The organism is Nocardioides alcanivorans, assembly GCF_021555175.1.
GTDB lineage: Bacteria > Actinomycetota > Actinomycetes > Propionibacteriales > Nocardioidaceae > Nocardioides > Nocardioides alcanivorans.
This window is the reverse complement of record NZ_JAKGRW010000011.1, coordinates 1-24,282: the sequence shown is the minus strand read 5'-3', so window position 1 is coordinate 24,282 and position 24,282 is coordinate 1. Positions and strand designations below refer to the sequence as shown.

The following is a 24,282-nucleotide window of genomic DNA, read 5'->3' as shown; positions in this document are numbered from 1 at the left end:
GCCTTCGATGGAAGTTCATTCCAGCGAAGTGTCAACCTAGGTCGGCGAGTGCGGGATCGAAGGAGCGCGTGGCAGTGAAGCCGGCCTCGGTCAGTCGTGCGACCGAGATCGGTGACGCGGGGGAGGCGATCTCGTCGCGATAGACCAGTGCCGGTAGGCCCTGGTCGGCGGACAACGTGTCGAAGAGGGCGGCGTTGGTCGGCGGCAGCTCCGGATGGGTCAGGTTGAAGACGCCCGACAAGTCGTGCTCGAGCGCGTGGACGACAGCGTCAGCCGCATCCTCGACGTACAACCGATAGAGCAGGGCGTCGCCCGAGAACGGCACCGAGCCACCGAGGTACTCGTGCGCCATCGCGACCTTCTCGGCGATCGGCGGGTCGCCGGGCCCGAAGATGTCTCCGCAGCGCAGCACGACTGCACGCTCGCCCAACGCGGAGTAGGTCTTCTCCATTGCCAAGAAGTTGCTCGGGCTGGGGTCGTCCGAGTCGGTGACCGGCGATCCTTCGTCGATGCGTGGCAGGTGGTTCGCCGCGTTGCCGTAGACGGAGAGCGACGACAAGGAGACCACGCGCGTCTGCGGGCCCACGTTGGCGGCGACGTTCTCCGCCGTCCTCACGAGCACGTCGTGGTAGGTCCTGGCGCGACCCTCGGGGGTCATCGAGCCCTGGGCGGACGGGCCTGCGGTGACGACCACCGCATCCTGGCCCGCCACGGCGCCGCGGACGGTGTCGGCCTCCGAGCCACGGAGGAGTACGGCGTTGTCGAAGCGCTCGCGCAGGGCGGCCACCTTCTCGGCACTGGTGGCGGTGACGGTCACTTCATGGCCGAGTTCGACGAGTCTGGTGGCAGCTGCGGAGCCGACGAAACCGGCTCCGATCACGAGCACCTTCATCGGGCACGTCCTTCGATCTCGGCGATCTGCGAGAGACCTGCGCGGACCGCGACGAGCTCGTCGACGCGCTCGGCGCCGAGGAAGCGTTTCGAGAGCTCGTTCATCGGGTCGAGGGTGTAGCCGTTGACGCGCACGGCGTGGTCGCGGGCGCGCAGTGCCGCGCGCTCCTCGACCGGCACGGGCTCGGCTTCGGCGACCCACTGCAACCAGGTGTCGACACGCCGGTGGACGGCCTTGCGGAGCGTCTCGACCACGTCGTCGTTCCGGTCGGCGAAATAGGAGTTGCCCAAGGGGGAGAGGAAGGCACGCATGTAGGTGCCGTGGCTGACCGACCAGGTGAACCGGTCGTCGCCGCGCAGGCCGAGCCACTCCTCGTTCTGGGGCTCGTAGTAGCGGTGCAGATGGTCGAGGTCGACCATCAGGTCGTGGCGCGGCACGAGGTCGCTGTAGTGGAAGACGTTGGGCACGGTGCCGAAGACGATGATCAGGTGCGGGACGTCGATGTGTGGACCGAGCCAGACCTGGAGGTTCATGTCGAGGATCGACGCGCTCCGGTTGCCGATCCACGAGTGCACGAGCCACTCGGCGCCGTTGTCGGGGTCGCCGCTGAAGGTGTTGAGCGAACCTTCGTAGTTGCCGTCGCCGGTGTCCCACGCCCCCAGCCCTGCCGAGCTGGGGTGGGGCTGCACGGGCAGGACGGCGGTGATCTTGTCCTTCGCTTCGCTGAGGATCTCCCAGAACTGACGCCACAGGTCATGGCTGTCGACGTCGGGCGCTTCGGCAAGGAATTCGGGAATGGTCTTGGTCTGTCTGCTGCTGGTCACCCGTGCAGGCTATACATATATGATCTATTCTGCCAGGGATCTGCGCTAGGAGGCTGCTGATGATCGTCGTGGTGAGTCAGGCACGCACGAAGGACGGCGAGGAGCATGCTCTCGCCTACATCGAGCTGAACCAACGGTTCGGCCGCTTCTTCCGGGCCCACCCGGGCTTTCGGGGTCGCCGCTTGGTACGCGGGGTCGAGGACCGTCAGCACTTCACTCACCTGCGCTTCTTCGACTCGGTCGAGAGCTACGAGGAGTGCACGAAGGCCGACGGGTACGTCGCCCACACCGAACTGATGTATGAGCACCTCGAGCCCTACGACTCCTACCCGCGTGAATACCTCGAGATCGTGCTCGACGAGCCGGATCCGCGGCGACCGTGACGGCCTTCGTGCTGGTGCACGGCGCCTTCCGTGGCGGCTGGGCGTGGTCGCGCGTCAGGCCGTTGCTGATCGCAGCCGGTCATGACGTGCACGCGCCGAGCCTGATCGGAGCGGGGAGCACGTGGCTCGGCTCGCGGAGGTCACGTCGCTCGACGTCTGGGTCGACCAGGTCGCGAGGTTGGTCGAGCTGGAGGACCTGCGCGACGCGGTCCTCGTCGGCCACAGCCAAGGTGCCCTGGTGACGACTGGCGTCGCTGCTCGCCTCCCCGGCCGGGTCGGTCTGCTGGTGCATCTCGACGGAGCCGTGCCGGTGCCGGGCCAGCGGGCGGTCGATCTGTTGCCCAGACCCGGCGGCGATCCTCCGCGCGACATGTCGATGGCGCCACGACAGGCGGATGCGGGCGAGTACGGCGCCGAGCTCTCCGCATGGGTGGATGCCCGGATGACCCGCTCTCCCGTGGGCCCGGCGCTCGATCCGGTTCCTGCCGTTCCGCCGGATGTGGCGGAGGAGTACGTGTTCTGTGCTCGCACTCCCGCCGGCTACCCGTCGGAGGTCACTCGGGCGCGCCTCACCGCCGCGGGGCGCACCCACCGCACGCTCGAGTCCGGCCACGACGCCCCGATCACCGCCCCTGCCGAGGTGGCACTCCTGCTGCTCGAGCTGGCTGCCGCCGTCTCCCCGAAAGGTTCCTGATGACCACCGAAGCCGTGCCTCCGCGAGTCGCCCGCTCTGCGCTCTACGTGCCCGGGGATGCTCCCGACAAGCTGCGCTCCGCGCTCGGGCGCGGCGCCGACGAGCTCATCGTCGACCTCGAGGACGCGGTGCTGCCGGACCGCAAGGAGCTGGCGCGCGACATCGTGGCGGCGTGGCTCGACGGGCTGCCGAACACCGACGTGGGGGTCTGGGTGCGGGTCAACTCGGGGGCGGTTGGCCTCGATGACATTCGCGCGATTGCGACGTCCGGTGCGCTGTCTGGCGTCGTACTCGCGAAGGCCGAGGTCCGCGACGACGTGGTCGCGGCCGCGCGGCTGTTGGACTCGCTCGGATCCGGGGCGCGCATCGTGCCGCTCCTGGAGAGTGGTGCCGCGATCCTGCGGGCTGCCGAGATCGCAGCGGCTCCCCGGGTGCACCGACTCCAGGTGGGGAGGCCGACCTGAGGGCCGACCTCGGTGTGACGCTCGGGCCTGACGAGCGTGAGCTGTTGTGGGTGCGCTCGCAGATCGTGGTGGCGTCGGCGGCGGCGGGCATCGCGCCGCCGATCGCTCCGGTGTCCACCGACTTCCGTGATCTCGATGCGTTGCGGACCTCGACCGAGGCGTTGGCGCGCCTGGGGTTCGTCGGGCGGGCGTGCATCCATCCTGCGCAGGTCGCGGTCGTCAACGACGTCTTCACTCCGGGCGAGGAGGTCGTCGCCGAGGCGCGGGACGTGCTGGCCGCCATGGCTGCCGCTGGCTCGGGGATCGCGCTGGACTCCCGGGGTCGAATGCTTGACGAAGCCGTGGCCAGGCAGGCCCGGCTGGTGCTGGCGCGGGCCGGTCGCTGACGACGTACGAAAAGTTGCGGGGAACGTTTGACTGGGGCTATGCCTACTATCAGATATCGTATATTCTCCCTCGTGAGACGTAGGCCACACCCGAGTCGTGGCCGCCCGAGGAGGAAACATGCAGTTCCGATCAAACAAGCGCAGGGGAGTGGCGGCGTTCGCGACCACTGCCCTGGCTGCAGGCGCGCTTGCTGTGCCTGCAGTCCTGTTGGCCGCCCCGGCGCAGGCAGCGGCTGGCCCGATCAGCTACACCTGTGACCTTCAGCTGGCTGGCGGCTTCGCCTCCTACGGCGGGGAGCGAGCAGCCACGCTGACATTCGACACGGACGCCCCGGACGAGTTGGCCGACGGCGACACCGCGACGCCGACGCTGACTGCGGCACTGCGCTTCGACCAGGCCTACATCGATCTGTTCAAGCCCAGTCCGGTCAACCGGATGGGTGGCACGATGACGGCCACGACCGACACTTCCGGCGTTGCTGGTAGCGCCGAGCTCACCTTCGCGCAGTGGGACCGCGAGGGTGCGATGGGCACCGACGTGGAGGCCTTCGACCTGGTCGGGACCGGGAGCTGGTCCGTGATCACCGGTGGTGCCACCGACATCGAACTCGGCGTCTCGACCCTGGAGGGTGACCTCTACATCGGCACCTCCTTCAGCCCGAGCAACACGACCGTCCCGACCGTCTGCACCCCGGACTCGGGGAGGCCACGATCATCGACACCGTCGGTGCGATCGAGGACGAAGAGCCGTCGATCGAGAAGGACCTCAACCTCAACTGTGCTTTCGGTTCCAATGAGTTCGCCTACGAGACGGACGTGACATTCGCAGCGCAGGCCACCGAGACCGGTGTCGACCTGACTGCGGAGCTGGAGGACATGCCGAACACAGCGCCGCCGTTCGTCAGCCTCCCGGGACAGGAGTTCGTGGCCACGCTCGGTACCGATCTCGGTGACCTGACCGGCACCCGGACGGGTGACTTCCAAGGCGGGACCCCCGTCGCGATCCCCGTGATGAGCGGTTCGGTTGCCGGCTCGGGCGATTCGTTGGCCATTGCGGTTGAGGAGTTCGACCTCGCCGTGGGCTCGTCGGCCAGCATTCCGTGCACCCTCGAGGCTCCCGTGGAGTTCGAGGTGCCGGTGACTGAGCTCCCGGTGGAGCCGATCGTGAAGGACCTCGCCCTGAACTGCACGTTCTCGGGCAACGACTTCGCGTATGACACGGACGTCCAGTTCAGCGCTCAGGCGACCAACGGCGGCTCGGTCCAACTCTCCGCCGACCTCGAGGACATGCCCAACACTGCGCCGCCGTTCGTCAGCCTCCCCGGGCAGGAGTTCGTGGCCACGCTCGGCACCGATCTCGGTGACCTGACCGGCACCCGCACGGGTGACTTCCAGGGCGGCACTCCGGTGGCGATCCCGACGATGACCGGTGCTGTTGCCGGGGCCGGTGACACTCTTGCGGTGTCGGTCGAAGAGTTCACCCTCGCCGTTGGCTCTGCCGCGACCATTCCCTGCACCCTTGCGACGCCGGCCGAGTTCAACGTGCCCGTGACTGCAGCGCCGCAGCCGCCCGCCCCCAAGGCCGTCAAGACCAGCAGCAAGGCCACGGCGAAGTACGCGAAGAAGGCCAAGAAGGCGACCATCAAGATCAAGGTCAAGGCCGCTTCCGGCACCCCCAATGGCAAGGTCAAGATCGTCGTCAAGGCCGGCAAGAAGAAGGTCGTCGCCAAGAACGTCAAGGTCAACAAGAAGGGCGTTGCCAAGCTGGTCCTCAAGAAGGCCAAGCTGAAGAAGAAGGGCAAGTACAAGGTCAACGCCGTCTACCAGGGCAACAAGCAGTTCAAGAAGTCCAAGACCAACGTGAACTTCAAGGTCAAGTGACACCCACCCCCTCGGGAGGGACAAGCCCGAAGCGCCGTTGATCGACGCTGGCGGCACGCGAGACAAGGCCAAGGGCCCCGGAGCAACAGCTCCGGGGCCCTTGCCGAGTGGTCGCGCCCCTCGTGACCACCCCGCCCCACCCCTCGGATGTCGAGCCCGGTTCGTTGGTCGAGCCTGTCGAGACCCCGCGCCTACCCCGTTGGTCGAGCTTGTCGAGACCCCGCCGCCGTTGGTCGAGCTTGTCGAGACCTCGTTCCGGCAGCGCGGCCGGTGGTTGTCCACAGGTTGAGTTCGTGATCGTCGGGTTGTGTCGGAGTCAAATGTTGGACTGGTTCCATGATCGAAATCGACGCCCGGCACCAGCCGTACGAGGTCTCTGACCTTGATGGCGGGACGCTGCTCGGCTTCCTGGCCGAAGACCGGGTCGTCGAGTTGAAGATGGTCCGCAAGAAGCTGCGTTTGGCTTATCAGTGGGCGATCATGCACCCGCCGTCTCCGGACAAGCCGAAGGCGGTGGTGGGTGACGAGACCCTGTTCCCCACCGACTGTGAAGACAGGATCTCGGGTGACGGCACTCCTGATGTCGCGTTGTTCGCGGTGGAGGAGCTCGCCGCATCAGGTGGGATGTCGCGTGCTGCTGGGTTCGCGTTGGTCGCCGACGCCCTCGATCTGGTGCACCGGTTGCCGCAGCTGTGGGCGAAGGTCGAGGCCCTGGAGGTTCCGGGGTGGAACGCCCGCCGTGTCGCGCTACTCACGAGGAAGTTGTCGTACGCCGCTGCACGGTGGTTCGACGAGCAGCTCGCTGCGACCGGCCTGTCGGGGTGGCCGACGATTGAGAAGTGGTTGGCGATGGCGATCGCGAAGTTCCACCCCGAACTGGTGAAGGACCCCAGCGCGGCGAAGGGGAAGGCGGATTGGGGTGTGTGGCTGCACCACCCCCACGCCGGACACGAAGAAGGAGCCGGCGGCATCGCCGGCACCTCCGAGCTGCAAGCCGTCGGCGACTCGCTGGATCTCACCCGGTTCATGGATCTCCTCAACTCCGAGGCCGAAGCCATGCGGCGCCTCGGTGACACCGACGACGTGAACCAGCGGCGTGCGAAGGCGATCGGGCGGCTCACCGACGACACCGAACAACCCACCCTCACCTACCCCACCCTCACCGACGACGACAGCAGCACCGACAGCACCGACATCGGTATCGACGCGGGTATCGGCGACAGCGAGAGCGGCACCGGCAGCAGCACCGGTACCGGCACCTCTTCCGCCGTTGCGGCGGCGGGTGGCGAGCCGGTGCTGGGCAACCCGGTGCTGGGCGAGCTGGTGATTGGGGTGAAGCCGGGTCGGTTGGTGACGACACCGGGCCCGTTCGGACGCCGTCGTGGGTTGCGGGTGATGGCCCACGTCAACCTCGCGGACCTGTTCGCGTTGGGCCTCGACCCCCACGAGTTGGGGTTGGACGGCGACGGGATCACCTCCACCGACCGGTTGGGGCAGGTCCTCACCACCCAGCTACGAGACTGGATCACCCGCCACGGTTCCCTTGCGACCATCACCCCAGTCGTCGACCTGAACCGCACCGATGCGGTGGATCGTCACGATCCACCCGAATGGATGGACACCCTCGTCCGACTCCGTGACCCACACTGTGTGTATCCCAACTGTGAACGTTCCAGCTGGGACGCCGATCTGGACCACATCGACCCCTACCAACCACCCGGTGAGGGTGGCCCACCCGGACAAACCCGGCCCGAGAACCTCGCGCCGTTGTGTCGACGTCACCACCTGATGAAAACCCACGGCCACTGGCGCTACCGCCGGACCAGGGACGGAACCTATATCTGGACCAGCCAGCACGGCAGGACCTGGCTGGTCACCCCACAGGGAACCCTCGACACCACCACCACCAACACCAGCTGAGCCCAGCTGAGCAGCACAGGTCACAAGCAGCGCCTGCCAAACAAGCACCACCCGCCCACCCCGGGAGAACACACGCTCTCCCGGGGCACAGGCACGCCCACACACCGGAGGCAGGTCTCGACAGGCTCGACCAACGAGGTGGGGCGGCGGGGTGGTCTCGACAAGCTCGACCAGCGGGGATGGCGTGGGTTCGAGAACAGGATGCCGGTGGTCGAGCCTGTCGAGACCCCTCTGACCCGCGGGGAAAGGTCTCGACAGGCTCGACCAACGGCGTACAGGTCGACCCAACAGGCGTACATGGTCTCGACAAGCTCGACCAACGGGGTACAGGCCGACCAACGGGGTACAGGCCGACCAACGGGGTACAGGCCGACCAACGGGGTACAGGCCGACCAACGGGGTACAGGCCGACCAACGGAGTACAGGGGCGGGGTGGGACGTCCGGGGTTGCCGACGGAGCGTCAAGGGGCTTGGCCGCGGCGGGCGCCCACCCCACGCAACCCACCCAAAGAGCCGTGCGCACGACGCGCCGCCCCAGCGAGGAGGCTGCCCCGGACGGCACGGCCCGGGGCAGGGTCTCGACAAGCTCGACCAGCGGGGGTGCGGCAGGGGTCTCGACAAGCTCGACCAACGGCGGGGTGGGGCGGCGGAGGGTCCGGCTCGACGGGATCGGGGCAGGGGTGAGAGTCAGAGGCCGTAGCGGGCGAGGACGTCGCGCTTGCGGCTGATGCCGGGAGTCATGAAGCGCCGCGCGATCCGGCTGGTGGTCAACCAGGCGATCTCGTCGCCGTTCTTCGTGCTGGCCAGCATCCGTGCCACCAACTCCGGTGCAACGTCATCGACGTGGTCGGTGAGGATGTTGAGGATCCTGCGCTGCGAGCGCACGCTCTCCGGGTCGGCAGCGGCCTCGCGCAACCATCCTTCGGTGATCAGGATCCCCGGCCGGACCTGGCCGACGCTCACCCCGGTGCCTTCGACCTCCTTGGCCAGCGCGCGAGTGAACAAGTCGAGCCCGCGCTTGGTGGAGCCGTACACGCCCATGTTGGGGCGGACCTTGCCGTCGCTGCCACCGCCGAGCACGTTGAAGACCTTGCCGGATCCTTGCGCGCTCATGCCGCGCACGGCGGCCTGCGCCCCGAAGATGGTGCCGAGCATGTTGGTCTCGACCATCGTGCGCACGGCGTCGGTCGGGGTGTCGACGATCGGCGTGGTGGTGTGCGCATAGCCGGCGTTGTTGACCCAGATGTCGACGTGGCCCAGGGCGTCGATGGCCGCCTCCCAGAGGGCGACGGGCGACTCCGGGTCGCTCACGTCGACGGTACGGCCGACGACCGTGCCGGAGCCGGGCTCCTGACGCAGGCGTTCGGCAGCCTCATCGACGCTGGACTGTCTTCTGCCGGTGACGACCACGCCGGCGCCGCGGCGCCGGAACTCGCGGGCCAGTGCGAAGCCGACCCCTTGGGTGCTGCCGGTGATGACGACGTTGTTCACTGCTCCTCCTGGGAGACCTGGACGATCACCTTGCCGCGGTTGCGGCCAGACATGAGTGCGGCGAAGGCTTCGCCGGCCAGTTCGAGACCGTCGTAGCGGTCCTCGGGTGCGTGGATGCGGCCGTCCGCCAGCAACGGGGCCACGCGACTGACGTGCTCGGCGGCGAGGTCCTGGTGGTCGTAGACGACCATGCCGTGGGCCGTCGCGCGAGCCGCCATCAATGCTCCGGCGCGGAGCCGGGTCGGGGAGCGCCGTTGCTCTGGTCGATCAGGCCGATCAGCGAGACGCGTGCGCCGATCGCCAGGTGCTCCATGACGCCGTCGAGCACTGCCTGGTCGCCCATGTGCAGGTAACCGTCGATCCGCTCGGGCGCGGCCGCCCGCAGTTGCTCGACCCAATCGGGAGCGGTGCGCACCACCACTGTGTCGTAGCCGAGCGAGGTGGCGATCTCACCCTTCGCCCGGTCGCCGACGAGCGCCACGGTCCGAGCGCCGGCGAGCCTGGCGAGCTGGCCGGCGAGGAGCCGACGCCACCGGTGGCCGAGCCGATCACGACGGTGTCGCCCGCCTCCGGCTGCAGGTGGCGGGTGTGGGCGGCGTACGCCGTGAGGCCGGGCATGCCGAGCACGCCGAGGACGGCAGAGGTCGCTACGCCCGGGGGCACGGTGACCGGCTGCGCCTGCGTCGCCGGGAGTACGACGTGCTCGCGCCACCCGACGTCGGCGATGACTCGCGTGCCGATCGCCAGGCCGGGGAGGAACTCTCGACCACCGTGCCGACGCCCCGGCCGGGCAGGGTCTGGCCGATGCCGACGGCGGGCTCGCCGAGGTGCCCGACATCGAGCAGCGAGCGCAGGTAGGGGTCGAGCGACAGCGCCTCGACCTGGACCACCACCTCACCGTCGGACGGTGCGGGAAGGTCCAGCTCGACGACCTCGAAGTCGTCGGCGGACGGCGCACCATCGGGTGTGCGTGCGACGGCGACGGCCCGGGAGGTCATTCCAAGCAAAGATGTCATGTAGATATAATATATACATGACGGGTTCCAGGATCTACGGTCCGCTGATCTCCACTGCGCAGATTGCCCAGCACGAGCGCCTCCTGGTCGATGTCTTCGGCATGGAGGTGACTGGCGGCGCCTCCCTGGGCGCCGAGCAGGCCCGACACCTCTTCGGCACCGAGTGCCCCGTCGAGCTGGTCGCCCTGCAGACGCCCGGCGTCGAAACGGGGGCGGTGCTGGTCCGCTTCGACGCCGACTCGCCCGTGGCCCAGCAGCCGGTGCGGGACGCCGATGGCCGGATCCTCCGTGACGCCTTCCGGGTCATCGACTTCTACGTTCCCGACTTTGCTGCGGCGCTCGATCACGCGGCGGCCGCAGGCTTCGCGATGCACACCGAAGAGGCGTCGTACGAGACGAACGAGGGGGCCTTCAAGGAGGCCCACCACACGGGTGCCGACAACGTCGTGACCGCGTTCCTGCACGGCGACGCCGGCTTCTTCACCGACTTCGCCGAGGTGCGGGACCGGATCGCGAGCGAGCCGATCAGCATCTCGCTTCCGCTCACCGACGCCGCGCCCACGGTGGACTGGTATCGCGAGACCTTCGGCTGGGAGGTCGTCTACGAGTACGACTTCGTCGACGCTTCGTTCTCGGCCCTCATGGGTGTGGAGGAGGAGCTCCGAGTGCGGTCGGTGACCGTCGGACCGAGCCGGCAGCAGACCTATGTCAACATCGTCGACTACGGCCTGGCCACCGATGCCGGTGGCTCGTTGGCCGGCCGCAGCGTTGCACCGCGCCGTGGGTTGCTGGGCCTCGCCGTGCTCACCGACGACCTGGACGATGTGGTCACCGCGGCGGGCGCGGCGACCGTGGACCTCGACTTCCCGCCGTACGGGTTGACGCGCGCGGCGACCGTCAACGCGCCCTTCGGCTCCCCGCACCTGGTGGTGGAGCGGAAGTAGCTCCCACCAAAGACAGCGGCAGTCTGGTGTCACTCAGAGACACCAGACTGCCGCTGTCCTGCTGCCGCGCCGGTTACCTCAGCTGACGCCGGATCGGTTGAGGTAGAGGCCACCGGGCTCGTCGGTGGTGACCTTGCCGTCGGTCATGATCTGCTTGCCCCGCAGGAAGGTGTCGGTGACCTTGGCGGTCAGCTCGGCGCCCTCGAACGGCGTGTACTCCTGCGTCGACTCGGACTCCGCGGCACGCACCGTCCAAGTGTGGTCGGTGTCGACGAGGGCGATGTCGGCGTCGAGGCCGATCCTGATCGCACCCTTGCGCCCGCCCAGGCCGTAGCGCTGCGCCGGGTTGGTCGCCGTGAGCTCGGCGATGCGGGCGAAGGACAGGCCGCGCTTGCGGCCCTCGCTGACCATGCCGGCCAGCAGGTACTCGGCGCCACCGAAGCCGGACTTCGCGAGGAACACGTCCTCCTTGGGCTCGCCGAACTTCAGCTCCTCCTTGCAGCAGGCGTGGTCGGAGACGACCCAGTCGATCTTGCCGTCGAGCAGGAAGCCCCACAGTGCCTCGACGTCCTCGCGCGGGCGCAGCGGGGGATTGACCTTGCCGCCGACGCCGTGCGCGGTGTCGCAGTCCGCGAGCAGGTGGCCCACGGTGACCTCACGACGGAAGTCGATGTGTGGGAACGCCGCAGCCATCGTCAGCGCGGCCTCGACGGCCTTGCGCGAGGTCAGGTGCAGCAGGTTGATCGTCGGCAGCTGGGTCTCGTGGGCGAGGTAGGAGGCGATGGTCACGGCCAGGCCCTCGGAGTGTGGCGGCCGCGAGGCGGAGTAGGCCGGCAGCCCGGTCAGGGAGCCCTCCTCCTCGACCAGCTTGGTGTAGGCCGACATGATCTCGGCGGTCTCGCAGTGCAGCGACAGCGAGATCTGGTCGGCGAGCTCGGGGTGCGCCTCGCGTGCCTTCTGGACGCCACGCATCACGAACTCGAAGTGCGCGTAGTCGTAGCGCTCACCGGGCGGCGTCATGAGGAACGCCGACTGGTCGTCACTGCGTCCGTGCAGTCCGTGGCTGCCGTAGAACATGAAGACCTTGAACGAGGTCACTCCGTGCTCGCTGACGAGCGCGGGGATCTCGCCGATCTGCTCCTTGCTCATCGGCGCCAGGTGGTAGGCGTAGTCGATCAGCGCATTGCCGTCGCTCAACGCGAGCACCTCGGGGAAGAAGTCGGCATACGGGCCGCCCTTGTTGAGGTAGTACTGCCCGCTGCGCATGTAGGACAGCGAGGTGGTGACACCGCCTTGGGCAGAGGCGCGGGACTCGGTACGCACGTCTTCCGGCAGCGGGTTGTAGATGCCCCAGTGCTGGTGCGCGTCGACGACGCCGGGGAAGGCGACCTTGCCGCCGCCGTCCACGACCTCGACGGCGAGCGCCGGATCGAGGCCGGCCTCGATCCGGACGAACCTTCCGTCCACGATGCCGATGTCGACCGACTGCGGCTCGCTCTCGCCGTCGACGACGACCGAGACGTTGGTGATGATCAGGTCGAGTTCACTCACTGGGCTGCTCCTCGCTGGAAGGTGGTGGAGAGTGGTTCAAGGACCGACGTGAGGTCGGTGGCGTGCTGCAGGGCGAGTACGTCGTCACGCACCTTTGCGGCAGCGTCGTCGGGCAGCCGCCCGGCGACGTTGTCGCGGAACTTGGTGGCCAGCTCCTCGTCGGAGAGCGGCCGGGCGGGGCCGCCGCGGTTGGCCAGCACCTCCTCGACCAGCACCTCGCCGGAGGTGGTGGTCACGGTGACCACGGCCGGGAACTGGAAGGGATAGATCGCGCTGCACCGCTCGTCGCCGACCACGTCGACCTTGGCCATCAGCGCCCGGCGGGCCGGGTCCCGGGCGAGTTCGTCGGAGTAGTCGTCGAGTGCGGTGCCCAGCCCGCCCCCGCCGAACAGGCCGGCGGCAAACGCGTAGGGACCGGAGAACTGGGCCTGGTAACCGGTCTCGGGGCTGCGCTTCACCTCGAGGGGCTCGCCGATGGTGCGCACCGTGGAGGTGGCCACCCCCACGACCACCCGGGCCACGTCGGAGGGGTGACCCCGCGCTCCCGGAAGGCTCGCCCGGCGTCGACCGTGGTGTGCGTGAAGTGGTTGGCGGGGTAGGGCTTGAAGAAGATCCCGGGCACCGACCACTCGGTGCCGAGTCCGTCGGTCACGGCAGTGGGGAAGAACTGGCCGTGGAGCCAGGCCTCGAAGAACCCGAAGCGGCCCTCGAGCACCGTCGGCGGACCCGTGAAGCCGCGCCGCACCAGCTGGGCGGCGGTGACACCCGCCTGCGCAGCCAGGCCGCAGTGCAGCCGCTTGACGGTGCCGCCGGTGCGGTTGGCCTCGATGACGCCGGAGGCCATGGACGCGGTGAGGCCCAGGGCATCGGCGATGCCCTGCTCGTCGAGGCCGTAGGCCATGGCAGCGGCGACGGCAGCGCCCATCGCGCCGGTGATCGACGTGGCGTGCTGCCCGTGCTCGAAGAAGACCGAGTTGCCGAGGTCGGCGTCGTAGCCGGCCATGCCCAGCCGCACCGCGACTTCGAGGCCGACGGCGATCGCACGGACGGTGAGCTCGCCCGACGCGCCGGCATGCTCGGCCGCGGCCAGAGCTGCGGGAACCACGCTGGCGCTGGGGTGCAGTACCGACGGCAGGTGGGTGTCGTCGTAGTCGAGGGAGTGCGCCAGCACGCCATTGGCGAACGCTGCCTGGGCAGCGCTGACCAACGTCCCCTCGCCGACCACGGTCGCCTGCGGGTGCCCGCCCTGGTCGAGCACGTGTCCGATGGCTGCGGCGCTGGTCGGCAGCCGGTGGGCGGCCACGCAGAGGCCGAGCACGTCGAGGGTGCGTTGGCTGACCGAACGCACGACGTCGTCGGGCACGCCCTCGGCTGCGCAGTGCGCTGCGAACGACGCCAGCTGCTGGGACAGCGTGGGGCCACCGTCAGGTGTGTACGTCGGGTTGCCCGCGAGCTGGGCATCGGCGGCGGGGGACCAGGCGCTCATGCTCCGACCACCGCCAACGGGCGGACCGGGAGCCGGTGGCGCCGAAGAACTTGAGCGGGCTCATCACGAAGAGGAACTCGTGGACGCCGGCAGCCGCCAGGCCCTCGAGGTCCATCGCCTCGATGATGTAGATGCCGCGCTCGACGAGCAGGACCCGGTGGGCCGGGAGCAGCCCGTGACCGGCACCCGGCTTGAGCTGCTCGTAGGCGATCGTGTCGGCGCCGGTGGCGTGGATGCCGAAGTCGGCCAGGAAGGTGGCGCCGGGGGCCGAGACGCCCGGCACCCCGGTCGACAGGCCGCGGTAGGTGTCGCCGTCACCGTTGTCGAAGTGTTGTCCCCAGCCGGTGCGCACCAGCACGACGTCACCCTCGCGGATCTCGGTGTCCTGCTCGGCGAGGGTCCGCTCGAGGGCGGCGACCGTGATCTCCTCGCCGGGCTCGAGGCGACCGACGCCCAGCGCTCCGGGCACGTCGAGCAGCACCCCGCGACGTACCATCGGCGCGATCGTGTGCGCGCCGTGATCGACGAACTTCCCACCGACCTGCGCCGCCTCGGCGTCGGTCCCGCCGTGCAGCTTGCCATCCTGCGAGACGTGCGCCAGCGCATCGACGTGGGTGCCGACGTGGGTGCCCATCGAGATCATGTCGTTGGCCGCGGACCCGCCGTCGGGGCGGACCATGTCGCCATGGCGGCGCGGCATCGCGTGCCAGTACGCCGGGTGATTGGGCGACTGGGGCATCCCGACCGTCAGGGTGCGGCCCAGGTCGTGCACCTCCAGCCCGCGGGCGGCGGCGTCGAGGAGGAGTGCGGTGGTGTTGGTGGCCGGGGTGTTGGTGGCTGCCATGGGTGCGTTCAGTTCCTCACGGGTCGGGATCAGGAGATGGCGCCGCGGGAGCGCAGGAGGTCACGGGTCTCGCGGTCGAGCCCGAGGGCCTCGAGCACCTCGTCGGTGTCATGGCCGCGGTCGCGGCCGGTGAAGCGGATCGCGCCGGGGGTCTCGGACATCCCCCACATCACGTTGTGCTGGAGCACGGAGCCGAAGTCGTCGTCGGGGACCTCGACGAGCAGTTCCGTCTCCCGGACATGCGGGTCCTCGACGATGTCCTTGGCGGTGTAGATCGGGGCGATCGCAGCGCCGGCGTCGGCGAAGGCGTCGACCACCTCGTCGCGGGTGCGGGCACCGATCCACGAGCCGACCATCTCGTCGAGCTCGTCCGCGTGCTCGGCGCGGGAGTGACCGGCGGCGAACCACGGCTCGGCGATGACCTCGGGGTGGCCGACCAGGTGCATCACCCGCTCGGCGATGGCCTGGGCGGAGGTGGAGATCGCGACCCAGTGGTCGTCGGAGGTGCGGTAGGTGTTGCGGGGCGCGTTGTTGGTGGAGCGGTTGCCGTGACGCTCGCCGATGACGCCGGTCTGCTGGAAGACCGATGGGCCGGGGCCGACCGCGGTCATGATCGGGTTGAGCAGGTTGAGGTCGATGACCTGACCGGTGCCGCCGTTCTTCTCCCGGGCATAGAGCGCCATCGACACTGCCGAGGATGCGGCGATGCCGGCGATCGAGTCGGCCAGGCCGAAGGCCGGCAGGGTGGGTGGTCCCTCGGGTTGCCCGGTGAGGTGGGCAAATCCGCTCATTGCCTCGGCAAGGGTGCCGAATCCGGCGCGGGAGGCATAGGGCCCGGTCTGCCCGAAGCCGGTGACCCGGACGATGATCAGACCCGGGTTGATCGCATGCAGGACGTCCGGACCGACGCCCCATCGTTCGAGGGTGCCGGGGCGGAAGTTCTCCACGATCACGTCGGCTTGGGCGGCCAGGGCCCGGAAGATGTCGGCGCCGTCCTCCTTGCTGAGGCTCAACCCGAGTGTGCGCTTGTTGCGGGAGATCTCCTTCCACCAGATCGGCACACCGTCCTTCGACGGACCGTGGCCGCGCATCCCGTCGCCTGCGGTGGGGTGCTCGATCTTGATGACGTCGGCGCCGAAGTCGCCGAGCAGCTGGCAGGCCAGCGGACCGGCCAGGATGGTGGACGCGTCGAGGACGCGGACTCCGTGCAGAGGACCCATGAGAAGAATCATATATGATCTAGGACCATGCGGGTTGATGTAGTCGTGGTCGGAGCCGGAGCAGCTGGTCTGATGTGCGCCCTGCACGCGGCCCGCGGGGGTGCACGGGTCCTGGTGGTCGAGAAGGACGACCGGGTTGGCGGCACGCTGCACCTCAGCGGCGGCCACCTCGCCGCGGGCGGATCGCGTCGCCAGCGGGAGTTCGGCATCGTCGACTCACCCGCCGAACACCGGGCCGACGTCGCGCGGATCAGCCGCGGGACGGCGCGCGACGACATCGTCGAGGTGGTCACGGAGCACGCACCCGCGACCGTCGACTGGCTGGCCGACCGCGGCTTCGCCTTCGATCCCGCGACGCCGCGGATCGTTCACGGCCACGAGCCCTACCGCATCCCCCGCACCGTCTATGGCGTCGACGAAGGACTGTCGATCCTCGCCGTGCTCGAGGCCGAGGTCGCCGAGGTCCGCGCGTCCCATGGCCTCGAGTTGTGGACCGGCGCCGCCGTGACCGGGCTCGTCGGCGGCGGGGAGTCACCCGTGACCGGGGTGGAGGTGCTCCGCCGCGGTCGGGAGCAGACCGTCGAGGCGGCGTACGTCGTGCTGGCGACGGGAGGCTACGCCGCCGACCCGGAGCTGTTCGAGGAGCTGGAGGGGTGCCGCTGGTGTCGGCAGGGGCGCGCACCTCGACCGGTGACGGCATCCATCTCGGACGGTCGATCGGTGCCGGGCTCCAGGGGGCGGGCAGCCACCTGCCCACCTTCGGTGGCCTGCCCGACCCGATCTCGCCGGGGCGAGCGAACTGGCACGACCGGCAACGGCTCACGAGCGAGCGCCCGCCGTGGGAGATCTACGTCGATCGTGAGGGCAGTCGTTGGGTGGCCGAGGACGAGCCCTCGATCGACGAGAAGGAGCGTGCCCTGACCAGTGTGCCCGAGCAGACGTTCTGGACCGTCTTCGACGACCGCGCACTTGCTGCTGCCACGGGGGAGCAGCAGATCGTGGTCGGGAAGGAGCCCGAGGAGGTGCGGGCGATGGCCAACGCGCGCCCCGGTGTGCATGCGGCCGAGTCGGTGTCGGCCCTGGCCGAGGCCGCTGGCATCGACCCCGACGGGTTGGCCGCCACGGTCCGCGCCTACAACGCCGCGGTGGTGACGGGAGTCGACCCCGACTTCGGGCGCATGCACCTGCCGGCGCCCATCGAGCGGGGGCCCTTCTATGCGATCCGCAACCACGCGATCACGCTGGTCACCTTCCAAGGCCTCGACACGGACGCCGACTGCGGAGTGCGTGACGAGGCCGGTGTGGTCGTGCCCGGCCTCTTCGCCGTCGGTGAGGTGATCGGTGCTGCCGCCACCTGCGGCAACAGCTTCTGCGGCGGCATGCTGCTCACGCCGGCGCTCACGCTCGGTCGGCTGTTGGGGGTGCGTCTGGCGGATCAGGTCGTGAGCCAGCCACCGCCGTCGACGACCAGCGTTGCGCCCGTGACGTAGGAGGCGGCGTCGCTGGCGAGGTAGAGCACGGCCCGAGCGACCTCGGTGGTGGTGCCGAGACGTCGGAGCGGAGCGTTGCCGGAACGTGACTTCTCGTCGCCACCGGCGACTCGCCGCACCCCTTCGGTGCCCGCCATGCCGCCCGGCGCGACGACATTGACCCGGATGCCGTCGGGGCCCCACTCGATCGCGCAACTGCGACTGAAGGCATCGATGCCCGCCTTGGCAGCCGTGACATGGGCCTGCTGCGCCATGCCCCGGTACTGCGTCGCCGCCGAGATGTTCACCACCGAGCCGCCGTGCTCGCGCAACCAGGCGACGTACGCGGCCTGCGAGACGTTGAAGGTGCCGACGAGGTCGATGTCGACGACCGCCCGGAACCCGTTCGTGCTCATCTCGGCCACCGCGGCAGGAAAGTTGCCGGCTGCGTTGTTGACCACGATGTCGAGCCTGCCGTGCCCGGAGAGCACGGCGTCCATCGCCGCGCGCACCTGCTCGGCGTCGCGCACGTCGCAGACGGCGTACGTCGCACGGATGCCTTCGGCGTGCAAGGTCGCCACGGCCTCGCGCAGGTTGGGCTCCTTGCGGCTGCAGATCGCGACGGCGGCGCCGTGGCTGCCCAGTTGCCGGGCCACCTCGAGGCCCAGGCCGGTGGCGCCGCCGGTGACCAGCGCCACCGATCCGGTCAGCAGGTCGGTCCGGAAGGGGGACTGCATCAACCGAAGGCCTTGGTGATCAGGCCGGGGAGGTCGGGGTAGCGGGCGAGGTGGGCACCGCCGTTGATGTCGATGTTCTCGCCGGTGACCCACTCCGCGTCGAGCAGGTAGGCGACGGCCCGGGCGATCTCGTCGGGCTCCCCGCTGCGGCCCAAGGGGGTGTTGTCGATGTAGTCGTCGCGCACGCCCGGGATCTCGACGGCGCCAGCGGTCAACGGGGTGACGACGAGGCCGGGGGAGACGGTGTTGACCCGCACCCGCCGCGGCCCGAGCTCGAGTGCGGTGACCTGGCTGAGCATCACCAGACCGGCCTTCGCGGCGCAGTAGGCGGCCAGGCCGGGGCCGGGCTGGCGAGCGTTGAGGGAGGCGAGCGAGACCAGGGCGCCGCCGTCGGTGATCCGCTTGCCGCCGTGCTTGAGCACCAGGAAGGAGCCGTTGAGACAGACGTCGACGGTGCGACGGAACTCGGCCGCGTCGTGGTCGACGACGGGAGCCAGGGTGCTCACGCCAGCGCAGTTGACCACGCCGTCGAAGGCGCCGAAGTGGTCGACGGTCCGGTCGAAGAGCGCGGCCACGCTCGTCTCGTCGGTGACGTCGACGGCTGCGCCGAGGTGGTTGCCGTCCAGGTCGGCAGCAACGTCGGCGGCTCCGGGGCCGTCGAGATCGGCGACGGTCACGCGGTGGCCGAGGGAGGCGAGGTGTGCTGCCGTGGATCGCCCGAGGCCGGAGGCCCCACCGATCACGACCGTGGTGCGCGGGTTGCTCATGTGCAGGTCCTGACTCTTGTCGAGATTAATTGACGTGTGTCAACTCTAGTGCCTAAAGTGAGTCACGTCACCCCTGACGCTTCGAGGGTGACATCACCGCGGGGTCGGAACTCGCCCCTCCAACTGATTGGGAGTCGCGATGAGCGCACCTCGCACCGCCGTGATCGGCGCCGGCATCAGTGGCCTGACGACAAGCAAGATGCTCCTCGACTACGGCGTGCCGATCACCTGTTTCGAGTCGTCGGACCGGGTCGGTGGAAACTGGGCCTTCGGCAACCCCAACGGTCACAGCAGCGCCTACCGCTCGCTGCACATCGACACCTCGAAGCACCAGTTGTCCTTCAAGGACTTCCCGATGCCGGAGCACTACCCGGACTTCCCGCACCACACCTTGGTCAAGCAGTACCTCGACGACTACGCCGATGCGTTCGACGTACGCCGCCACATCCGTTTCGAGACCGGCGTGGAGCAGGCGCGGCCGAAGGCAGGCGGTGGCTGGGAGATCGAGACGTTCGACGGCGCGGTCGAGGAGTTCGAGTTCCTCGTGGTCGCCAACGGGCACCACTGGGACCCGCGGATGGCGTCGTTCCCCGGTGAGTTCACCGGCATCCAGATGCACTCGCACGACTACATCGACCCGCGCACGCCGATGGACTTCCACGGTTTGCGGATCCTCGTGATCGGCATCGGCAACAGCGCGGCCGACATCACGGTCGAGCTCTCGTCCCGGGCCCTCGAGACCGAGGTGACCCTGTCGACGCGCTCCGGCGCATGGGTGGTGCCGAAGTATCTCGCCGGGGTCCCGGCCGACAAGTACTACAAGACCTCGCCGCACATCCCGCTGTCGTGGCAGCGCTGGATGTCGCAGGTCGGCCAGCCGTTCATCTCAGGACGCCCGGAGAACTACGGCCTGCCCAAGCCCAACCACAAGTTCGGTGAGGCACACCCGACGCAGTCGGTCGAGCTGCCGCTGCGTCTCGGCTCCGGCGACGTCACGGCCAAGGGCAACATCAGCCGCTTCGAGGGCGAGACGGTGCACTTCGAGGACGGCAGCTGCGCCGACTTCGACGTGATCATCCACGCCACCGGCTACAACATCACCTTCCCGTTCTTCGACCCGGAGTTCATCTCGGCACCCGACAACCAGATCCGGCTCTTCAAGCGGATCTTCAAGCCCGGTGTCGACGACCTCGCCTTCGTGGGCTTCGCGCAGGCGACCCCGACGCTGTTCCCCTTCGTGGAGGCGCAGGCGCGGCTGGTGGCGGCGCACCTCACGGGCAACTACGAGCTGCCCGGCGTCGACGAGATGGAACGCGTCATCACGGCCGACCAGGAGAAGTACACCGCCCACATGGTCCCCAGCGCGCGGCACACGCAACAGCTCGACTACTTCATCTATGAGCACGACCTGCGCACCAAGGAGCTGCCGCAGGGTCGGGCCCGGGTGCGATGAGCAGCGCTGCTGCCGATCGCCTCGACCGTCGCGGTCCCAAGCGGGGAGACGAGCGACGGACGGCGTTGCTGGCTGCCCTCGAGGAGATGCTGAAGGAGGGTGTCGGGCTGGAGGACGTGCAGATCGCAGAGATCTCCCGACGGGCCGGGGTGACCCGGTCGGCGTTCTACTTCTACTTCGAGAGCAAGGCCATCGCAGTCGCCGCGCTGATGGACCAGCACTATGCCGAGTCCGCCGCCGCGGGGGAGATCCTGCTCGACGTCTCCCGCGATCCTGCTGAACGGATCGAGGCCGCACTGCGAGCGCTGCTCGCGTCGGTCGGCGATCGGCTGCCGCTCTACCTCGCCATGTTGACGGCTCGCGGCCCCAACCCGGTCGTGACCGAGCTGTGGGAGTCCGATCGGGCTTCGTTCGTCCCGGCGGTCGCGGCGATGATCCGCGACGAGAGGTCGGGCGGCCGAGCTGTCGACGGGCCTGACGCCGAGGCCCTGGCCACGGCCCTGCTGGACCTGAACGACCGCGCGATGGAGAGCCATGCGCGCGCTGGAGCACACACCACCGACGAGCGGATCGCTGCGCTCGTCGCCATCTGGGTCAGGAGCATCTACGGATCATGAGCATCGACATCGACATCGCGACCCCCATGAGGTCGCCTTCGAGTCCGGCGGCACCCGGTGCGCCGGCTTCCACATCCCGGCCGCCCACGACGAACTCGGCACCGCGGCCGGTCGTCCCGTGGTCGTGCTGGCCCACGGGCTGGCCGGCACGGTCGACTCCGGGCTGGTGCCCTTCGCCAGCGCCTTCGCCGCGGCGGGCGTGGAGGCCTTCGCTTTCGACTACCGAGGGTTCGGCGCCAGTGAGGGAACGCCTCGTCAAGTGGTGTCGACCCGGGCGCAGGTCGAGGACTGGCGCGCCGCCGTACGTGCCGCGGCACAGCTGCCCGGCGTGGACCCGCAACGGATCGTGCTGTGGGGCGTCTCCCTGGCCGGTGGTCACGTGCTGCGGATCGCCGCCGACACCGAAGGCATCGCCGCGGTGATCAGCGTGGTGCCGATGGTCGACGGCATGGCCGCGGCCAAGCACGCACTGCCGCACCACTCGGTCGGGCAGCTGGTGCGCTCGAGCCTGACCGGCATCGGCTCCCGCCTCTCCACCAAGGTCGGACGTGGACCGGTGATGATGCCCGTCGTGGCGCACCCCGGGCAGCCGGGCGCGCTCACCCTCTCGGGTGCCTACGAGGACTACCTGTCGATTGCCGGCCCCACCTGGCGCAACGAGGTCGCTGCCGACGTGAGCCTCGAGCTCGGCACGAAGGCGCCGCTGGAGGCCGCTGCCCAGATCACCTGCCCGGTGCTGGTCCAGGTCGCCGATTTCGACCGCAGCGCGCCGCCGCAGGCTTCGATGGCAGCAGCGGTCAGGGCCCGCGCCGAGGTACGCCACTACCCGGGCGACCACTTCGACGTGTTCCCCGGCAAGCCGTGGCACCAGCCCGCAGTCGAGCATGCGCTGCACTTCCTGCGCCGACACCTCACCCCCACCACCCCTCCTGACCCGCGAACCTTCAGTTGGATCGCGCCAACCTTCAGTTGGATCGCGCGAACCCGCGGTTCTCGACACGATGACGCAACCTTTCACCCGGCTCGGGGGTCGTGTGGGGTGTGAGTCGACGTGACGGAGAGGACCGGCATGGGGATGGATCGGGTGCAGGAGTGCTTCGAGGCCTCCTACCGCCGCCTCGTCGGCCAGCTGTACGCCGTGTGCGGCGACCTCACCGAGGCGGAGGAGGTCGTTGCGGAGGCGTTCGTGCAGGCCGCCTCCAGGCCGGGGCAGTTCGCTCGTGTCGAGAACCCCGAAGCGTGGCTGCGCACGGTGGCCGTCAACAGCGCACGTTCGCGACACCGGCGCCGCAAACTCGGTGAGCGCTTGGGAGTCACCCACGCCATAGCACCGCTGCACCCGGAACTCTCCACTCAACGGATGGCGCTCGTCCAGGCCTTGCGGGCGTTGCCGACTGGGCAGCGCGAAGCCCTCGCCCTGCACTACCTGACGGACCTGCCGATCCAGCAGGTTGCCGACACGCTGGGGTGCCTGTCGGCACGGTCAAGGCTCGGTTGAGCCGCGGGCGGACGGCGTTGGCTGCGTTGCTCGCCAACGAGGAGGAGACCCATGCCTGACATCGACGACCTGCTGAACGACCCCGAGTTCGGTCACGATGTGGCTGCCGACGTCCAACCGCCGGCCTTCGGGCTCTTGCGAGCCGCAGGCGTGGGTCGCAGCCGCCGCCGGCACGCGCTGGCGGGCGGCGCTTCGGTCCTGGCCGTGCTCGCGGTGCTGGGCGGCGTGTGGCTCGGAGCCGGAGGGGATGACGATGCCGGTGCCCCGGCCGGGACACCGGAGCGAGGGGCCAAGCCAGACGGCGTCGACCGAGCCGAAGGAGTCGGCCACGCAGGGCCGGGAGCGTCCGCCAGACGACGGGAGGCCATTGGCGCAGGAGCCCGCGTGGTTCGAGGGTGAGGACTCCTATCTCACCCAGTTCACGTTGGCCCCCGGTGAGGACGTGGTGGCCGGAGTCTGGGCGTGCACCAAGGCATGCGATGGACTCAAGCAGCTGCTCGTGGTGAAGACCGGTGACGAGCGCGTGATGTTCGCGATCCGGCCCGAAGGAAGGTTGACGGCTGCTGGGGGCGGGGAGGTTCGTGTTTGCTCCGTTCAAGCCCGGCGCCGAACCTCGGCTGTTCGACGCGGACGGCGAGATCATGCTGCACGCGTCGACCGATGAGGGACCACTGGGGGAGGGTGAGCTGCTGACCCAGGTCAATGGGAGCGGCGTACCCATCGTGGCGCTGAGGGCAGTGGATGCGCGCGCCGCGACGACCCATCCGGTGCCGATGCCAGAGGGTGAGAGGCTGCGCACGGTGTTCGCCGACCGGAGCGGCCTGACCGCCGAGGGGGAGAACTCGATGTGGACCAGTGACGACGGCGGTGACACCCGGATGCGCAACGACGCCGACCGCGGTGGACATCTCACGGCGTTCGTCCCGAGCGCGGCTCCCGGGACCAGGGTGATCCTGCTCGGCGGCGACGGAGCCACCTTGTTCCCGGTGCAGCGAGTCGTCCGACTCTTCCCGGACGGCACGAGCGCGGCGCGCGACGTGGACCTGGACCCCCGGTTCTATCTCGGCGGGATGATCCGTGAAGACGGTGAGCTCGTGATGGCGTTGCTCGGCGGGAACTGAATGACCGGCCCCAGCTCTTCAAGGGCTCTCCCCGACGGCAGCGATCTTCGCGAGATCGAGCCGATCGGATTCGAGGACGCAGCTCGACATGCACAACGTCAGTTCCGATGCCCATCTTCTCGTGGCTGCGACCCTGACCGTGACCGGGTGCTGGTCAGCACCGACGGTGAGGTGTGGAAGTCGGTCCGCAGTCGCTGAGCAGGACGTTGCGGGGAGGTCATGCGAAGGCGGTGCCGAATGCCTCCCGGTAACAGCGCATCGGCGGGGTGGAGTCAGGGGTCGAGGTGGCAGCCACGACGGCGCGTACGACGGCCCGGGTCACCACCGCGTCGGCGTGCGTGAGGAGCTCCTGGTAGCCGAAGACGTCACGGGGTTCGCGGGCGCCGGTGGCCATCGCAAGAGGGTGTCGCCGTCGAACATGGTGTGCACCGGTTGATCGCGCGCGCCAGCCCGTCGTGGCCGATGCCCGCCATCTTCTGGCACTGCGCCTCGGTCAGGGTCGCGTCGGTGGCGATCACCCGATCGTGGTGGCGAGTGGCGCCCGCGCGACAGGGGAAGTTCCTTCGCGGCGGCTCCTCGCTGCTGCCGCCTCGGCAACGTCGGGGCGGCGCAGGTCGGGCAGGT

28 protein-coding genes and 2 pseudogenes are annotated in these 24,282 nt (G+C 69.2%); 15 read left to right on the top strand and 15 right to left on the bottom strand.

Features of this window, described 5'->3' with window-relative positions; all coding sequences use genetic code 11:
• Positions 1–31: 31 nt before the first annotated feature.
• A complete protein-coding gene (locus L1066_RS05855; RefSeq protein ID WP_235735423.1) occupies positions 32–892 on the bottom strand; it encodes an NAD-dependent epimerase/dehydratase family protein in 861 nt (286 codons plus the stop codon).
• Positions 889–1,716, bottom strand: coding sequence for a hypothetical protein (locus tag L1066_RS05850; RefSeq protein ID WP_235735422.1), 828 nt, complete (start codon positions 1,714–1,716; stop codon positions 889–891). The genes L1066_RS05855 and L1066_RS05850 overlap by 4 nt, the downstream gene beginning before the upstream one ends.
• Before the next feature lie 59 nt (positions 1,717–1,775).
• Between L1066_RS05850 and L1066_RS05845 the strand changes: the two genes are divergently transcribed.
• The 6 genes and pseudogenes from L1066_RS05845 (at position 1,776) to L1066_RS05815 (ending at position 7,444) form a co-directional block, all read left to right on the top strand.
• A complete protein-coding gene (locus L1066_RS05845; protein ID WP_235735421.1) occupies positions 1,776–2,099 on the top strand; it encodes an antibiotic biosynthesis monooxygenase family protein in 324 nt (107 codons plus the stop codon).
• A 121-nt stretch (positions 2,100–2,220) separates the two neighbouring features.
• On the top strand, positions 2,221–2,793 hold the full coding sequence (locus L1066_RS05840; RefSeq protein WP_235735420.1) for an alpha/beta hydrolase: 573 nt from the start codon (positions 2,221–2,223) through the stop codon (positions 2,791–2,793).
• Positions 2,793–3,643, top strand: a pseudogene (locus tag L1066_RS28430) (HpcH/HpaI aldolase/citrate lyase family protein). Before L1066_RS05840 ends, L1066_RS28430 begins: the two are co-directional and overlap by 1 nt.
• A gap of 118 nt (positions 3,644–3,761) precedes the next feature.
• Positions 3,762–4,463 (top strand): hypothetical protein, encoded by a 702-nt coding sequence (locus tag L1066_RS05825; protein ID WP_235735417.1) that lies wholly within the window; start codon positions 3,762–3,764, stop codon positions 4,461–4,463.
• A complete protein-coding gene (locus L1066_RS27535) occupies positions 4,460–5,524 on the top strand; it encodes an Ig-like domain repeat protein (RefSeq protein ID WP_235735416.1) in 1,065 nt (354 codons plus the stop codon). The genes L1066_RS05825 and L1066_RS27535 overlap by 4 nt, the downstream gene beginning before the upstream one ends.
• Before the next feature lie 336 nt (positions 5,525–5,860).
• Complete coding sequence (locus L1066_RS05815; protein WP_235735415.1) at positions 5,861–7,444, top strand: HNH endonuclease signature motif containing protein; 1,584 nt, start codon at positions 5,861–5,863, stop codon at positions 7,442–7,444.
• 687 nt (positions 7,445–8,131) lie between these two features.
• Here the strand turns inward: L1066_RS05815 and L1066_RS05810 are convergent.
• Genes L1066_RS05810 through L1066_RS05795 form a run of 4 tightly spaced genes read right to left on the bottom strand, consistent with a single transcriptional unit; the run spans position 8,132 to position 9,951 of the window.
• Positions 8,132–8,935, bottom strand: coding sequence for an SDR family oxidoreductase (locus tag L1066_RS05810; protein ID WP_235735414.1), 804 nt, complete (start codon positions 8,933–8,935; stop codon positions 8,132–8,134).
• On the bottom strand, positions 8,932–9,153 hold the full coding sequence (locus L1066_RS05805; protein WP_235735413.1) for a zinc-binding dehydrogenase: 222 nt from the start codon (positions 9,151–9,153) through the stop codon (positions 8,932–8,934). Before L1066_RS05805 ends, L1066_RS05810 begins: the two co-directional genes overlap by 4 nt.
• Positions 9,153–9,647, bottom strand: a complete 495-nt coding sequence (locus L1066_RS27530; RefSeq protein ID WP_312007131.1) for a zinc-binding dehydrogenase — start codon at positions 9,645–9,647, stop codon at positions 9,153–9,155. The genes L1066_RS05805 and L1066_RS27530 overlap by 1 nt, the downstream gene beginning before the upstream one ends.
• Positions 9,583–9,951 (bottom strand): MDR/zinc-dependent alcohol dehydrogenase-like family protein, encoded by a 369-nt coding sequence (locus tag L1066_RS05795; RefSeq protein ID WP_235735411.1) that lies wholly within the window; start codon positions 9,949–9,951, stop codon positions 9,583–9,585. Before L1066_RS05795 ends, L1066_RS27530 begins: the two co-directional genes overlap by 65 nt.
• 17 nt (positions 9,952–9,968) lie before the next feature.
• Here L1066_RS05795 and L1066_RS05790 point away from each other — a divergent pair, with 17 nt between their 5' ends.
• Positions 9,969–10,895, top strand: coding sequence for a VOC family protein (locus tag L1066_RS05790; protein ID WP_235735410.1), 927 nt, complete (start codon positions 9,969–9,971; stop codon positions 10,893–10,895).
• 78 nt (positions 10,896–10,973) lie between these two features.
• On the opposite strand, the gene L1066_RS05785 is transcribed toward L1066_RS05790, so the two are convergent.
• Genes L1066_RS05785 through L1066_RS05765 form a run of 5 tightly spaced genes read right to left on the bottom strand, consistent with a single transcriptional unit; the run spans position 10,974 to position 15,996 of the window.
• Positions 10,974–12,446, bottom strand: a complete 1,473-nt coding sequence (locus tag L1066_RS05785; RefSeq protein ID WP_235735409.1) for a dihydroorotase — start codon at positions 12,444–12,446, stop codon at positions 10,974–10,976.
• A complete protein-coding gene (locus L1066_RS05780; protein WP_376707646.1) occupies positions 12,443–12,967 on the bottom strand; it encodes an MmgE/PrpD family protein in 525 nt (174 codons plus the stop codon). The genes L1066_RS05785 and L1066_RS05780 overlap by 4 nt, the downstream gene beginning before the upstream one ends.
• Complete coding sequence (locus L1066_RS05775; RefSeq protein ID WP_376707645.1) at positions 12,901–13,932, bottom strand: MmgE/PrpD family protein; 1,032 nt, start codon at positions 13,930–13,932, stop codon at positions 12,901–12,903. Before L1066_RS05775 ends, L1066_RS05780 begins: the two co-directional genes overlap by 67 nt.
• Complete coding sequence (locus L1066_RS05770; protein WP_235735407.1) at positions 13,871–14,776, bottom strand: cyclase family protein; 906 nt, start codon at positions 14,774–14,776, stop codon at positions 13,871–13,873. Before L1066_RS05770 ends, L1066_RS05775 begins: the two co-directional genes overlap by 62 nt.
• Positions 14,777–14,805: 29 nt before the next feature.
• Complete coding sequence (locus L1066_RS05765; RefSeq protein ID WP_235735406.1) at positions 14,806–15,996, bottom strand: CaiB/BaiF CoA transferase family protein; 1,191 nt, start codon at positions 15,994–15,996, stop codon at positions 14,806–14,808.
• A gap of 27 nt (positions 15,997–16,023) precedes the next feature.
• Here L1066_RS05765 and L1066_RS26470 point away from each other — a divergent pair.
• Both L1066_RS26470 and L1066_RS26465 read left to right on the top strand, forming a co-directional pair.
• Positions 16,024–16,578 (top strand): annotated as a pseudogene (locus L1066_RS26470) (FAD-dependent oxidoreductase); the annotation flags it as partial.
• Positions 16,485–17,486 (top strand): FAD-binding protein, encoded by a 1,002-nt coding sequence (locus L1066_RS26465; protein ID WP_312007127.1) that lies wholly within the window; start codon positions 16,485–16,487, stop codon positions 17,484–17,486. The pseudogene L1066_RS26470 and the gene L1066_RS26465, both read left to right, overlap by 94 nt.
• On the opposite strand, the gene L1066_RS05755 is transcribed toward L1066_RS26465, so the two are convergent.
• Together L1066_RS05755 and L1066_RS05750 are read right to left on the bottom strand one after the other, a co-directional pair.
• Positions 17,432–18,202, bottom strand: coding sequence for an SDR family oxidoreductase (locus tag L1066_RS05755; RefSeq protein ID WP_235735405.1), 771 nt, complete (start codon positions 18,200–18,202; stop codon positions 17,432–17,434). The two genes, L1066_RS26465 and L1066_RS05755, sit on opposite strands and share 55 nt — an antisense overlap.
• Positions 18,202–18,969, bottom strand: coding sequence for an SDR family NAD(P)-dependent oxidoreductase (locus tag L1066_RS05750; protein ID WP_235735404.1), 768 nt, complete (start codon positions 18,967–18,969; stop codon positions 18,202–18,204). Before L1066_RS05750 ends, L1066_RS05755 begins: the two co-directional genes overlap by 1 nt.
• 139 nt (positions 18,970–19,108) lie before the next feature.
• Here L1066_RS05750 and L1066_RS05745 point away from each other — a divergent pair, with 139 nt between their 5' ends.
• The 6 genes from L1066_RS05745 (at position 19,109) to L1066_RS05720 (ending at position 23,658) form a co-directional block, all read left to right on the top strand.
• Entirely contained in the window at positions 19,109–20,422 is a 1,314-nt protein-coding gene (locus tag L1066_RS05745) for a flavin-containing monooxygenase (protein ID WP_235735403.1), read from the top strand.
• Positions 20,419–21,039, top strand: a complete 621-nt coding sequence (locus L1066_RS05740) for a TetR/AcrR family transcriptional regulator (RefSeq protein ID WP_235735402.1) — start codon at positions 20,419–20,421, stop codon at positions 21,037–21,039. The genes L1066_RS05745 and L1066_RS05740 overlap by 4 nt, the downstream gene beginning before the upstream one ends.
• Positions 20,957–22,084, top strand: coding sequence for an alpha/beta hydrolase (locus L1066_RS05735; RefSeq protein ID WP_235735401.1), 1,128 nt, complete (start codon positions 20,957–20,959; stop codon positions 22,082–22,084). The genes L1066_RS05740 and L1066_RS05735 overlap by 83 nt, the downstream gene beginning before the upstream one ends.
• 6 nt (positions 22,085–22,090) lie before the next feature.
• On the top strand, positions 22,091–22,537 hold the full coding sequence (locus L1066_RS05730; protein WP_235735400.1) for a sigma-70 family RNA polymerase sigma factor: 447 nt from the start codon (positions 22,091–22,093) through the stop codon (positions 22,535–22,537).
• Positions 22,538–22,588: 51 nt separating this feature from the next.
• Positions 22,589–22,936 carry a hypothetical protein gene (locus tag L1066_RS05725; RefSeq protein ID WP_235735399.1) on the top strand — a complete coding sequence of 116 codons (348 nt, stop codon included), beginning with the start codon at positions 22,589–22,591 and terminating at the stop codon, positions 22,934–22,936.
• A 182-nt stretch (positions 22,937–23,118) separates the two neighbouring features.
• Complete coding sequence (locus tag L1066_RS05720; protein ID WP_235735398.1) at positions 23,119–23,658, top strand: hypothetical protein; 540 nt, start codon at positions 23,119–23,121, stop codon at positions 23,656–23,658.
• A gap of 217 nt (positions 23,659–23,875) precedes the next feature.
• On the opposite strand, the gene L1066_RS05715 is transcribed toward L1066_RS05720, so the two are convergent.
• On the bottom strand, positions 23,876–24,052 hold the full coding sequence (locus L1066_RS05715) for a hypothetical protein (RefSeq protein WP_235735397.1): 177 nt from the start codon (positions 24,050–24,052) through the stop codon (positions 23,876–23,878).
• On the bottom strand, positions 24,024–24,176 hold the full coding sequence (locus L1066_RS28425; protein WP_376707644.1) for a P1 family peptidase: 153 nt from the start codon (positions 24,174–24,176) through the stop codon (positions 24,024–24,026). The genes L1066_RS05715 and L1066_RS28425 overlap by 29 nt, the downstream gene beginning before the upstream one ends.
• Positions 24,177–24,282 lie beyond the last annotated feature (106 nt).